Consider the following 13253-nt stretch of genomic DNA (forward strand, 5'->3'; position numbering starts at 1 on the left):
CCTTTTTATTTTCTCGCTCTAGCAAATATTTTAATTGGTGTTCCTTCAAAACCAAATGCATCTCGAATGCGGTTTTCTAGGAAACGCTCATAAGAAAAGTGCATAAGCTCTGGATCGTTTACAAACACAACGAAGGAAGGAGGCTTAATGGCCACCTGTGTTGCATAGTAAATTTTTAGGCGCTGTCCATTATGGGTCGGCGTTGGATTCATTGCCACTGCATCCATGATGATATCGTTCAAAATATTGGTTTGAACGCGCATAGCATGATTTTCACTTGCTGTAATAATAGACGGCATTAATGTATGAATTCTCTTCTTCGTGAGAGCTGACATAAATAAGACAGGCGCATAATCAAGGAATTGGAAATGCTCGCGGATATTTTGCTCAAATTCCTTCATCGTACGCTCATCTTTTTCAACCGCATCCCATTTGTTCACAATGATTACAACAGCTTTACCAGCTTCATGCGCATAGCCTGCAATCCGTTTGTCCTGCTCAATAATACCTTCCTCACCGTCAAGAACAACAGCGACAACATCAGAACGATCAATGGCTTTTAATGCACGAAGCACACTGTATTTCTCTGTTGTTTCATATACTTTCCCTTTTTTTCTCATGCCTGCTGTATCGACAATGACAAAGTCACGCTGATTGTACGTAAACATCGTATCGACAGCATCTCTTGTTGTACCAGCGATGTTGCTGACAATAACGCGGTCTTCTCCGAGCATTGCATTCACTAATGAAGATTTCCCCACATTCGGGCGGCCAATTAAGCAGAACTGAACAACCTCTTCAGCATACTGCGTATCCGGTAAGTTCTTAAAGTGTTCTGCAACGGCATCAAGCAGATCACCAAGCCCCAATCCGTGCGTTCCAGAAATCGGATACGGCTCCCCAAAACCTAGTGCATAAAAGTCATACACATCGCTTCTCATTTCAGGGTTGTCCAGTTTATTGACAGCAAGTACAACTGGCTTTTTCGTGCGATATAAAATTTTTGCGACTTCTTCATCCGCAGATGTCACGCCGTCTCGTCCATTCACCATAAAGATAATGACATCCGCCTCATCCATTGCAATTTCTGCTTGATGGCGAATTTGCGCCAAAAATGGCTCATCTCCAATATCAATTCCACCAGTATCTATTAAATTAAAGTCATAATTTAACCATTCAGCAGAGCTATAGATTCGATCTCTTGTTACACCAGGTGTGTCTTCTACAATCGAAATTCTTTCGCCTGCGATTCGATTAAAAATTGTAGATTTTCCAACGTTGGGCCTTCCAACAATGGCTACGACAGGTTTACCCATAGTACCCTTCCTTTCAATCCAGCCGCGATTCAATATGTTCATCATCATGTTTCAACCGGGATTTATAATTTTCATTCAGTTTTATGAAATAAACCCTTCAAACATGAAGGGTTCAACTTATATATTATATCAATTTTTAATCAGACCACAATGAATAACTTAAAAATGTTTGACAATCAAGTAAAGATCTTCTCCAATGCCGTGTGCAATTCCATCTAAAATAGCCTCTAAATTCATGGCATACATGTCGAGCTCTTCTTTATTTTCACAGAAAAAAACCGCTGTTCCGCCAATGACCCGCTCTTTATTTGTTGTCGCCACAGCCAATATAAATTGTTCAATGGTGTTCGCCATGCCCTATTACCTCACTTTCTTTTTAATGAAATCTGTCGGCATTCTAATGGCATTTTCTAAAATGGGCACCTCTTCTAATACACGGACAGCCAAATCTTCACGATACCATTGCGGTAAAATGAACACGCCTAGTGTGCCGTTATTCAGATCACGTTTTGCGAGCGGACAGAGAGACGGTTCACCAGAATCACGATACACACCAAGCACGTTGGATAAATCAAATAAAATGGCTTGCCGCTGTCCAAGATTGGCAATCGTTGTCGCTGAATTGAAATTTTTCGGCGTTAAAATAAAGCCCATTCCATGCTCTAGTATGAGCTTTTGCTTTTCAGGCAGCCCGATATTCATAATGTAAATATCATTTACATAAAGCCCTGCCCCATCAAAGCGAAGCTCCCCTTTTTGAATATTGACAATATCTTTTAATTGACTGCCTGACATTAATAGCTTTGCCATGAAAAAACAAAGAATACCGACCACTGTTCCAACAACGAGCGAGAAGAAAATGCAGGCTGTCGTTGTAATAAGTGCAGTGAGAATCGAAATATAATTTCGACTTTCAAAAGCAATGGCAATACCTTCTATATATGTACTGCCTCTAGACACAAGCTCATACGAATCCATTTGAGTTAACGTATTTCTTTCCATATTTCGGACATCTCGAAATTGCGTGGCTGCCAAAGTGAGAAAGGTGATTGCTGTGAATTCCTCCTGAATCAGTGCAGGCATAATAATCGCACCAAGTCCAGAAGCAATGAAACCAAGCGCAATGTGAATCACTTGTCCATGAATATACGTTGGGTACTGCCGGTAGTCTGTTCTTAACATATAAAGCCTGGCCGCCATCCCAAAGATGACACCAATAATCACAGGAAACATATAGTCCGTCATGTTGATTTTGCAGCCCCTTTTACTGGTTTTCTAGATGAACGGGCGTTTAAGAGCTTTTCAAGTTGATCGACACCTAATAGGAAGACAGTCCCTTGAACAACAAGGGATAGAAAAGAGAGATCCCCTATGACAATAAATGATGTGAGGCGATGAATCGTCAGCGCATAAAGGGCTTCGCCGAGACATACTGACATCATCCATAGGGTGATTCGTTCCGCTAACTGATGTCCATATGTCAATGACATCAAGATCAGCAAGGTAAAAACGGCCCAATCCACTTTTATTAGCGTGAACCAAACTGGATCATATAATGCAAAAATCATAAAAAAGGCATACGCGCTCACCATGGAGGATAATTGCATGAATTTCATCATTTTATGAGCAGACCGGAAAATAACGAAAGCCGCACAAGCATATAAAAAAGTCATCAAAAACCCCGCATTGATCGTTATATCGAGAATGGATATCATGAAATTGCTGCATATTATATGGAGAAGTACACAGAAGCCCAGCACGCTGCGCCAAGAGCTTTTTTCCATGATAAATGTCACGATAATCCAAACGAACCATATAGACCAATAATAGTACAATGCCTCCAAGCCTCATCACCTCAATTACATTATGGGAAAATCTCCATTTTTTAAACATGCGGGATCGTTACGTGCTTTGTATGAAATAAACAAGAGGTGACACCCTACTAATTGAGGAGGGATGTATGATGGGAAAAGATAGACAGGAAAAACGTTTAAAGGCGTCAAAAAGAGTGGAGTCTGATCGTGACCAATCCATTCACCATAAGGGTGCAACAGCATTAGAGGGTCCAGAAAGCGCTCGAAAAAGAAATCAATAAAAAGAGGCATGTGATGATCACATGCCTTTTTTTATTGATCTTAAACTATAGTACGTCGTGTCGACGCCTCTTTCTTTGAGCCAATGACTCGTTTCCCCAGAAATCACAACCTGAGCTTGTCTCAGTTCTTCAATTGTCTTCACGCCGAGCACTGTCATCATCATCTTTATATCTTCTTGAAGATCAATGATATCAGCGATGAGGCCGCTTTCTCCTCCACTGGTTAGTGATTTTAAGAAAAATCCAGCAAGACCAGCAGCAGATGCACCAAGAGCAATGGATTTGGTTACATCAAGGGCATCTTGAATACCTCCAGAAGCTAAAACGGTTTGGTTCTGAAACGCTGTATGTACTTCAGCAAGACTCGCTGCAGTTGGAATTCCCCATTGATCAAAAAAACGAAGCGCTTTTTTGCGGCGAAGATTTTCAATCTTAGAAAAGTTCGTTCCACCAAATCCGCCTACATCAACGGCTGCAGCCCCAACATGAAATAGCTTTCTTGCCGTTTCCTTGCTCATGCCAAACCCGACTTCTTTTACGACAACAGGCACGCCAACTGATTGTGTGATGACTGCAATCCGTTCAAGTGCCCCCCTGAAATCGCGATCTCCTTCAGGCATGACAATCTCTTGGATGACATTTAGATGAATCTGGAGCATATTTGCCCCCAGCATGTCGACAGCTTCCTGAGCTTGCTTAGCCGTCGCTTCACTGCCTAGATTCGCAAAAACAATTCCATCTGGATTGACTTTTCGAACAATTTCATACGTTCGTCTTTCTTCTTTGTCTTTCAGTGCAGCCATTTGTGATCCAACGGCTATTGGGATATTGGTCTCCTTCGCTGCGATCGATAAAGAACGGTTGATCTCATAGGTGGATTCTCCGCCCCCGCCAGTCATTGCATTGATAAAAATTGGCGAACCGAAAGTCAGTCCGCCAATTGTCGTATGTGTATCAATTTGTGATGTCGCAAGATCTGGTAAACTGGCGTGAACGAAGGAAACATCTTCTAAACCTGTTGCTGCATGCTGACCAGTGGACAAAGCATGCTCAATATGCTGCTTCTTTCTTTCTGCTCGCGTCAATTTTGATCACCAAATTATTTTAGTTTATTGAGTTTATCGCCGATCAGGTCACCAAGCTGGAATCCGCTTGTGTTTTCTTCTTTCGCCTGATATTGACGATAGTCCTCTTCGATTTGTTTTTCAGGATTTTCTTCTAAATCACGGATGCTGAGTGAAATGCGCTCTTCATCTTCATTCACATCAAGCACTTTCACTTTCACAGTCTGCCCTTCTTCAAGAACTTCTTGCGGTGTACCGATATGTTTATGAGAGATTTGGGAAATATGCACAAGTCCTTCTACACCTGGCAGAATTTCAACAAATGCACCAAAGCTCACAAGACGTTGAACAGTTCCTTCAAGCACATCACCTTGTTTTACCTTTTCACCAATTTGGCTCCAAGGTCCTGGTAATGTTTCTTTAATAGATAGTGAGATACGTTCGTTATCACGATCCACAGCAAGTACTTTGACCTGGACTTCCTGTCCTTCTTCCACTACGTCAGATGGCTTTTCAACATGCGCATGGGATAGTTGAGAAATGTGAACTAGTCCATCAATGCCGCCAATGTCAACAAATGCACCAAAATCAGTAAGGCGCTGCACTTTACCATCAATCACACTGCCTACTTCAAGCTTTTGCAGGAAGTCTTGCTTTTTGTCTAATTGCTCTTGTTCAACGACTGCACGGTGCGAGAGAATCACGCGATTTTTTTCGCGGTCAAGTTCTACCACGACAAGTGAGAGTGTTTTCCCTTTGTAATCTGTGAAGTCTTCTACATAGTGTGCTTCTACAAGAGATGCAGGAATAAATCCGCGCACACCAATGTCTACGACAAGACCACCTTTTACAACGTCTTTTACTTCAGCTTCAAATACTTCTTTTGTTTCAAACTTTTTCTCTAGGTCTTCCCAAGCGCGGTCTGCATCAACAGCACGTTTCGATAAAATCAAAGCATCGTCTTCGACCTTTGTTACTTTAAGCTCTAACTCGTCGCCATCTTTCACGACATCTGATGCTTTTTCAACGTGAAGACTTGATAATTCACTGATTGGGATGATACCAGGTTGTTTCACATTGACGATATCTACATTGACATGCTTGTCCTCAACTTTAGAAACAATCCCTTTCACTACATCTCCAACCTCTGGTACCTGAACATCGATTTGATTCATTTCCTCTGTCATTTCGATAACCTCCTTGGTCCAAACCTACACAGCTTAGTTAAAACGGCTGAGCGAATATGTGTCTTAAGCATGATGATTGCCAGCCGAATATGTATTATAGAAACATTCAAATCAATATAATTGCTTGAATGATCAATAAAAATAGTATTAGTATAAACTTCTAATAAAAGACCTTGTTTGTCAAGAGATAAACCTCTAACTTATAAAAGTTTTCTAAAATTTCTTACTGTTTCTCCACACGGTCTGCTGCATCTAAAATTTTACCTGCCACCTCTTGAATAGAGAGCGAAGTTGTGTCAATTTCAATGGCATCATCCGCTTTCTTTAAAGGTGAAATCTCGCGCTCAGAATCAAGCTTGTCGCGTCTTGCAATCTCTTCGATCAGCTGATCGTAATTGACATCGTAACCTTTTTTCTGATTCTCCTCAAAGCGGCGTTTTGCTCTTTCTTCTACAGATGCAAGCAAGAAAATTTTCACTTCGGCCTCTGGCAGTACGTGAGTGCCTATGTCTCTTCCGTCCATAACAACTCCGCCTCTTTTGCCAAGCTCCTGCTGCCTGCGGACCATTTCTTCCCGAACAGCTCTATGCTTTGCGACAACCGATACTTGGTTGCTTACGCGGTCTGTGCGAATATCCTCAGTGACATCCGTATGGTCTAGATGGACTTTTTGACCCTCGTCCGTTGATACAAGTTCAATGACTGTCTCTTTCAGTAATGAATCAAGTGCCTGTTCGTCTTCAAGATCTACACCTTGATTGAGTGCCGCAAGTGTAATCGCGCGGTACATAGCACCTGTATCGATATAAATATAAGATTTTTTGGCTGCGACAATTTTTGCCACAGTGCTTTTTCCTGCTGCAGCAGGACCGTCAATTGCAATAGATAATTTCTTTGTCATAATACCTCTCCTTGATTGAATCTCCCTTATGAATTGTAACACGATCACCACTCAAACGGGGGAATTTTCTATCAATCCTTCTGCTTGAACGTCTCAATCCATTCTTCAATGCTCATGTTATTCACACCCTCGTATTGTACGACTTTTGACAAGAAGAGTTCTCCTTTCGTCAAATGAAGTGTAATCTGGACAGCTAATAATAAAACAAGCTGAATGAGCACCATTTTCATTAACCATCTTTCCATTGTCTTCATACAAAAAGCCTCCAAGCTAGATTTCTTCACCTCTAGTATGGAAGCTTTTTACACCCTTTATTCTTATGCTTTTTTCACACGTGTTAAAAGCTGCTGCTGGAAGCAGTACTTCATGATGTGCTGCTGATGGTCATTTGTGATCTCGGAAAACTCCATGATTGCTCTTGTTTTGCCAGACTGTTCATCTTGATATATTCGATTCATTTCTGCAACCGCTTTAATTTCCACTGGTTCTTTCAGTGGAAGTGCAAACTCTATGACCACTTCTCCATATTCTTTAAGTGACACACCCTCAGGAACAGCGATCGCTACGCCGCCAGCACTCATATTCACAATAAATGTGTCAAAGGCCTCTTCATCCGTTTGCATGACGGTGGCTTTAACCATCGTATCCACTCTCAGGTATTCTCTGCGCTGAAGCCGGATCATTTCTTCTTTTGGTGGAATAGAAATGACGATCATCGGAATATCTTCTTTTCTTTTTCCAATGACCTCGCTTGGACATTTGTATGGTATTTGATTTTCATCGAAAAAGAAGACGGTGATCTCTGTTTTTTGGTTTAAGTAGATGGTGCGGCCCGTCTCCTTATCAGCTGGATAATTAATGCAAATATCATCGTTATTATTTTCCAAAACTTTAGATTTCCCTGTTTTCACTTCTTTGTTCTCATTGACATATTCAATTGTAATCGCATCCCCAATTTGTAACATTCCTCATCACTCTTTTCATCTGTGAAATCGTATCCTCTCCTATATTAAACCATGTATAAAACAAAAGGAAAAGACTTAATAGCCTTTTCCTCGCTTCCTTTTCTATAGGTCTTTATATATAGGTTCTGCATTTTTTAGTTTATCTACTCGTTCTTCTTTTCCAGTATCCGCATTAATGAACATTCGGTACGTATCATTTTTTATTGTTCCGAGGAACTCATAGCACAGCACTTCCTCTGACATATCATTTTGAACAATTGCTAAATGAGTATCTTCGATCTTTACATGCTGATTCAATGTTTTCTGCGCTTCTTTTTGAGAGATTTTCGGTGCTTTGATGTCTCGAGTCTTATGATTTGTTAAGTAGTCTTTCGCTGAAAATCCAACGACCTCGCCATCATCCAATGCGACTTTCATGCGTATACTATCCGGATAAAGCAGGACATTTTTTTGAAGAGGCACATAGGTAAATACGCCGATATTATCAAATTGTGCACTTTCATCTAAATGGAAAGATTCTGTATTAAATCCCTGCTTCTTTAAAAAGCTAAGTGCTTTTTTTGAAGCATCATTTAAGCTGATTTTTTGTTTTTTCACATCGCGATTTTGAAGAAGGTAGACTGGATGTCCTCCTTTTTCAGTCAAGTCTAAGTAAAAGTTTGCATGGCTGTCTGGGTCTGACATTGATAGACTGTACACGTCGCGATTGGTTTTGCTGCCACTTTTTCTCACTTTAAAATGTTGGTTATGGTCAGGTGTGAATTGCTGGGCAATGCGGATCGCTTCTTTTTTGGAAATTTTTTTACCTTTTAAATGATTGTAGCCCTGTGTTTCTGATTCTGTCGACACGTTTGTAGGTCCAAGATCGACATCTGCAAATGCATCCGCATTTCTCTCGACTGTTTTTAATCCATCAATGATGGTGTTATCATTCTTTCGGTCGCCGTCAGCCAGCGCCATTTCAACGTCCATCCACTTTAAATTTTTATTAAGTACAAGATGCTGTACTTGTCTAAGCTCATTTTGTATATCTGCCGCTTGATCATATAAAGATGTTATGGTTTTGTGCGTATCTTTATTTAATGGTTCATCTGATAAGGATTTGACTGATGATTTGTAGCTAAAGTCTCCGACATTTGCAAGAAATTCTTCCGTTTTATTAAAAGGCATTAATGTAAGCGGTAGCTGACTGACATTGTTATGTGCTTCGGATGACATTCTCCATACATCTGCAAGTGCTGGTGAGATGGATGTTTGGCTGTTCATCGCAAGTGTTGCGCCAAGCTTGTCATGCAGCTGATCCACCTGATACGTTAAATCATGGAAGGCTCTTTGGTAGTTGTTCTCAGCATGAAGCAGTACAGCGTCTTTTTCTTGATGCTCTTTATAGCCCCAGTAACCTGTTGAGATGACAGCAATTCCTAAAATAGCAATCAATATTCCTCTGATCATTTATTTACACCTCTTTTTATTCGCAGAATATATGTTTCCCGATTCGTTTAATTTGTGGCCTTCCCCAAATCCAAGGACTTGTTGCTGTATCAGGATTAAAGTAATAGATGGCACTCTCAGATGGATCCCAGCCATTGATTGCATCAAACACAGCTTTTTTTGCCGTTTCATTTGGCGCCATATAAAATTGCCCATCCGCTACAGCTGTAAACGCAAGCGGTTCAAAAATGACACCTGCTATTGTGTTTGGAAAAGTTGGGTTGTTCAAACGATTTAAGATGACGGCAGCGATGGCCACCTGTCCTTCATAAGGTTCACCTCTTGCTTCACTATATACAGCCTGCGACAAGAGCTGAATGTCATTACTAGAAAAGCCACCAGGCATGTTGGCTGCTGTTTGTTTCGGTGTTTGATTTCCCTGCTGATTGCCTGACTGATTCCCAGACGTCCCGCTTTGACTTTTTTGATTTTCTTTTGCACCTTGAGCTGTCTTTTTTTGTGAGCTTCTTTGCGCAGGAGCCTTTGTTTGCTGATCAAGGGGCTTCCCGCCATAATGGGTAAACTGGTTCCCTTGCTGCAGCTGCTTTTGAACAAACTCTTTATAGTATTTCGTCTTTTGAACTAATAGTTTTTTTGTTTGTTCTCCTACAAGACCATCGACCTTCTTCACACCAAATTGGCTTTGAAAGTTGCGTACGGCCCAGTATGTCCCCCAGCCATAGACGCCATCGATTTTGCCATTGTAAAAACCATTGTATTGGAGCCGCGCTTGCAGCTCGACTACATCTTCCCCTGTTGCCCCCCGCTGGATGACTTGGCTGGTGAAGGCTTCACTTTTACCGGCTGTCAAAAGTGAAGACACGAGTAGAACGATTGAGAAGATGAGGACGATTTGTTTCATAAAACGAGCTTTGTCCATATTTGATCCTCCTGTACTTTTGATGTTTGAATATATGTTTCTTCCGATTCCTATTTTTATACATTCATCACAGGAGAGAATTGGATGGAAAGACAAAAAAACGCCCTATAAACAGATAGGACGTTTTCCAAATTAAATTTGCACCATTTTTACCGCACGGGCTTTTTTTGCTTTCCTTAAGCCAAACCACCATAAAAAAATCATGAACGGCACCATAATATATCCCCAGTTTTTCATCCCTAATAAAATGAAATCATATAGGCCGTGAAAAAGCACAGGAAGCGTTAAAGAAAGCATCAGCCATTTACGCTGCTCTTTTTTATGAGAAAAACGGGCTTTTCCAATATAAAATCCCATCACAACACCAAATAATGCGTGACTTGATACAGGTAATAAAGCACGGGTAAACGCATATTCGACCCCATGACCGACTAAGTAAAGTATATTTTCAAGTGTTGCAAAACCAAGTGAGACGCTTGTTCCATACACAATCCCATCATAGTGTTCGTCAAACTGCGCATGCGCATAGACGCTGACCATTAAAATAAACCATTTTAAGGATTCCTCTAAAAAGCCCGATGTCACAAATGAAATCAAGAGAGGGTTCGTTGCAATTTTTTCCTCTTGAAGGACATATTGAATAAACATGGTTGGAAACACAAGTATGACACCTAGCATAAAAGATCTGATGACCATGTGAACCGGCTCATTGTCGTACTGATCTTTCAAATAAAAATAACTCAAAAGTGCGATGCCGGGAGCTAAACCTGCTGAGATAATTGCGATCATAACCAGACCTCTTTCCCTACATTATCCTTCATTATCGTACCATGATTTACCCTTTTTTTATATGACTCCAGCCCATTTTTCTAAAATAAATTTCTATATAATCCCATTTTATAAAAAAAGAACTGAATCCCTCTTAAGGATCCAGTTCTTTTTTTATCCATTGATTCTTTTATTAATTTCTTCTGCAATGAGTCCACCATGAAATCTTCCATTTTCGATGAAAATTTCATTGGCATTATTTCCAGCTGCAATGACTCCTGCAATGAAAATACCTTCAACATTTGTCTCCATTGTCTGTTCATCAAAGGTTGGACGGCCTGATTCTTGATCAATCGCGACACCCATTTTTTCTAAGAAAGAATGATCTGGATGATAGCCGGTCATGGCAAATACAAAGTCACTTTTCACACGATCCGTTTGATTTTGCTCGTTTGTAAAGATCACTTCATCTTCTGTGATTTCTTGCACCTGCGCGCCAAATTCCATTCGAATCGTTCCATTACGAACAAGCGCTTCAAACTCCGGTAAAATCCAAGGCTTGATGCTGGATGAATATTCTGTTCCTCTATACAGCACAGTAACTCTGCTTCCGCATTTCACAAGCTCCAGCGCAGCATCGACACTGGAGTTTTTCCCGCCGATCACTGTCACATCTTTATCAAAGTACGGATGACCTTCTTTAAAATAGTGATATACGTGAGGAAGGTCTTCCCCTTTCACGTTCATATAGTTTGGGTGATCATAGTAGCCAGTCGCAATCACGACGTAATCACATGAATAGTCGTCTTTTGATGTACTCACGGTAAAACGGCCATCTTGTTTTGTCACGGCGTTTACTTTTTCAAAAGCATGTACACGCAGGCTTTTTCTTCTGACGACCTCTCGATAATAGGAGAGTGCCTGAATACGAACGGGCTTGCGGTTTTCAGTAATAAAAGCAACATCACCGATCTCAAGCTTTTCACTTGTACTGAAGAAGGTTTGATGTGTTGGGTAATGATAAATACTGTTCACGACATTCCCTTTTTCAATCACAAGTGCATCAATCCCAATTTGCTTGAATGCGATGGCAGCTGATAACCCGCACGGGCCGCCTCCTATTATGATCGCTTTTTCTTGTTTCATTTGTTCCACTCCTGTCGTTTCTTGCAATAACAATTGCTGGGCTGTTTGAATCTTTGTTCCATTCCATAAAAAAATCTCCTATTTAAGGATAGGAGATTTTAAAGCGCGATGCAAATAAGCCGCTTAAATCCAGCCTCTGAATCGAGAAGCTTCAGCCATTTTACGTACACCAACCATATATGCTGCAAGACGCATATCAATCCGGCGGTTTTGCGCCATTTCATAAATATTATTAAATGATTTCACCATCATATCTTCTAAACGAGTTTCGACTTCTTCCTCAGTCCAGTAGAACCCTTGGTTATTCTGAACCCATTCAAAGTAAGAAACAGTCACTCCACCCGCACTCGCAAGTACGTCTGGAACAAGCAATACACCACGATCTGAAAGAATTTTTGTTCCTTCCAGTGTCGTTGGACCATTTGCTGCCTCTACGACAATTTTGGCTTTAATATTTGCCGCATTATCTTCTGTGATTTGGTTTTCAATGGCTGCTGGTACTAAGATATCACAATCCAGCTCAAGCAGCTCTTGGTTTGTAATCGTATCGTTAAATAGTTTTGTGACGGTTCCAAAGCTGTCACGTCGGTCAAGCAAGTAGTCAATGTCTAGACCATCCTCATCGTATAAGCCGCCGTAAGCGTCTGATATCCCTACGATTTTTGCTCCAGCATCATACATAAATTTAGCCAAGTAGCTTCCTGCATTACCGAATCCCTGTACGACAACACGAGCCCCGTTAATGTCAATTCCTTTTTTCTTCGCCGCTTCTTTGATGCAGATCGTCACACCTTTTGCTGTTGCAGTATCACGTCCGTGTGATCCTCCAAGAACAATTGGTTTACCTGTAATAAATCCTGGCGAGTTAAATTCATCAATTCTAGAATATTCATCCATCATCCATGCCATGATTTGAGAGTTTGTAAACACGTCTGGTGCTGGAACATCTTTTGTTGGCCCAACGATTTGACTGATGGCGCGAACATAGCCGCGGCTTAGTTTTTCAAGCTCCCTGAATGACATTTCTCTTGGATCACAGATAATACCGCCTTTTCCTCCGCCATAAGGAAGATCCACAATACCACATTTTAAACTCATCCAAATCGAAAGCGCTTTTACTTCTTTTTCCGTAACATTCGGGTGGAAACGAATTCCGCCTTTTGTTGGACCGACAGCATCATTGTGCTGCGCGCGATAACCAGTGAAAATTTTCACCGATCCATCATCCATACGTACTGGAATTTTGACCGTTAATAGACGAATTGGCTCTTTTAGCAATTCATACACTTCTTGCGGATATCCCAATTTGTCTAGCGCTTTATGTATGACCGTTTGAGTTGACTTTAAAACATCTAGCTTATCTTCTGCGTTATGAGCGGCGTTTTGATCGGCTGCCATTAAAATAAACCCCCTAGAAATCTTTCATGATCTACTGCTCCC

15 protein-coding genes are annotated in these 13253 nt (G+C 40.9%); 1 reads left to right on the top strand and 14 read right to left on the bottom strand.

All coding sequences use genetic code 11. The features are described from left to right. Window positions 1–5: 5 nt before the first annotated feature. The 4 genes from der to AKG37_RS01035 form a co-directional block, all read right to left on the bottom strand. Window positions 6–1316: a ribosome biogenesis GTPase Der gene (gene der / locus AKG37_RS01020; protein WP_060697190.1), complete on the bottom strand. Its 1311-nt coding sequence runs from the start codon at window positions 1314–1316 to the stop codon at window positions 6–8. A gap of 159 nt (window positions 1317–1475) precedes the next feature. After that, window positions 1476–1670 (bottom strand): capping complex subunit for YIEGIA, encoded by a 195-nt coding sequence (locus AKG37_RS01025; protein ID WP_008344527.1) that lies wholly within the window; start codon window positions 1668–1670, stop codon window positions 1476–1478. A 6-nt stretch (window positions 1671–1676) separates the two neighbouring features. Beyond that, window positions 1677–2561: a YIEGIA family protein gene (locus tag AKG37_RS01030; protein WP_060697191.1), complete on the bottom strand. Its 885-nt coding sequence runs from the start codon at window positions 2559–2561 to the stop codon at window positions 1677–1679. Continuing rightward, entirely contained in the window at window positions 2558–3160 is a 603-nt protein-coding gene (locus tag AKG37_RS01035) for a YphA family membrane protein (protein WP_420805444.1), read from the bottom strand. Before AKG37_RS01035 ends, AKG37_RS01030 begins: the two co-directional genes overlap by 4 nt. Before the next feature lie 119 nt (window positions 3161–3279). Between AKG37_RS01035 and AKG37_RS18350 the strand changes: the two genes are divergently transcribed. Next, complete coding sequence (locus tag AKG37_RS18350; protein WP_064497540.1) at window positions 3280–3411, top strand: YpzI family protein; 132 nt, start codon at window positions 3280–3282, stop codon at window positions 3409–3411. A gap of 17 nt (window positions 3412–3428) precedes the next feature. Here AKG37_RS18350 and fni read toward each other — a convergent pair whose 3' ends face one another. The 10 genes from fni to AKG37_RS01085 all read right to left on the bottom strand — a co-directional run bounded on the left by fni (window position 3429) and on the right by AKG37_RS01085 (window position 13211). Continuing rightward, window positions 3429–4496 (bottom strand): type 2 isopentenyl-diphosphate Delta-isomerase, encoded by a 1068-nt coding sequence (gene fni, locus AKG37_RS01040; protein ID WP_060697192.1) that lies wholly within the window; start codon window positions 4494–4496, stop codon window positions 3429–3431. A gap of 14 nt (window positions 4497–4510) precedes the next feature. Continuing rightward, window positions 4511–5662: a 30S ribosomal protein S1 gene (rpsA, locus tag AKG37_RS01045; RefSeq protein ID WP_041085926.1), complete on the bottom strand. Its 1152-nt coding sequence runs from the start codon at window positions 5660–5662 to the stop codon at window positions 4511–4513. 223 nt (window positions 5663–5885) lie between these two features. Further along, window positions 5886–6563 (bottom strand): (d)CMP kinase, encoded by a 678-nt coding sequence (cmk, locus tag AKG37_RS01050; protein WP_060697193.1) that lies wholly within the window; start codon window positions 6561–6563, stop codon window positions 5886–5888. Between the two features lie 71 nt (window positions 6564–6634). Further along, the gene (locus AKG37_RS01055) at window positions 6635–6817 is read right to left on the bottom strand and encodes a YpfB family protein (RefSeq protein WP_060697194.1); all 183 of its coding nucleotides are present in this window, start codon (window positions 6815–6817) and stop codon (window positions 6635–6637) included. 63 nt (window positions 6818–6880) lie between these two features. After that, complete coding sequence (locus tag AKG37_RS01060) at window positions 6881–7528, bottom strand: flagellar brake protein (RefSeq protein WP_060697195.1); 648 nt, start codon at window positions 7526–7528, stop codon at window positions 6881–6883. 102 nt (window positions 7529–7630) lie between these two features. Continuing rightward, window positions 7631–8980 carry a germination protein YpeB gene (ypeB, locus tag AKG37_RS01065; RefSeq protein WP_060697196.1) on the bottom strand — a complete coding sequence of 450 codons (1350 nt, stop codon included), beginning with the start codon at window positions 8978–8980 and terminating at the stop codon, window positions 7631–7633. A 16-nt stretch (window positions 8981–8996) separates the two neighbouring features. Then, complete coding sequence (gene sleB / locus AKG37_RS01070; RefSeq protein ID WP_060697197.1) at window positions 8997–9899, bottom strand: spore cortex-lytic enzyme; 903 nt, start codon at window positions 9897–9899, stop codon at window positions 8997–8999. A gap of 132 nt (window positions 9900–10031) precedes the next feature. Beyond that, window positions 10032–10688, bottom strand: a complete 657-nt coding sequence (gene prsW / locus AKG37_RS01075) for a glutamic-type intramembrane protease PrsW (RefSeq protein ID WP_060697198.1) — start codon at window positions 10686–10688, stop codon at window positions 10032–10034. Between the two features lie 153 nt (window positions 10689–10841). Continuing rightward, a complete protein-coding gene (locus tag AKG37_RS01080) occupies window positions 10842–11813 on the bottom strand; it encodes a YpdA family putative bacillithiol disulfide reductase (protein ID WP_060697199.1) in 972 nt (323 codons plus the stop codon). A 123-nt stretch (window positions 11814–11936) separates the two neighbouring features. Beyond that, on the bottom strand, window positions 11937–13211 hold the full coding sequence (locus AKG37_RS01085) for a Glu/Leu/Phe/Val family dehydrogenase (RefSeq protein ID WP_007500982.1): 1275 nt from the start codon (window positions 13209–13211) through the stop codon (window positions 11937–11939). Between the last annotated feature and the right edge of the window lie 42 nt (window positions 13212–13253).

It is taken from the genome of Bacillus australimaris, assembly GCF_001307105.1.
Taxonomy (GTDB): domain Bacteria; phylum Bacillota; class Bacilli; order Bacillales; family Bacillaceae; genus Bacillus; species Bacillus australimaris.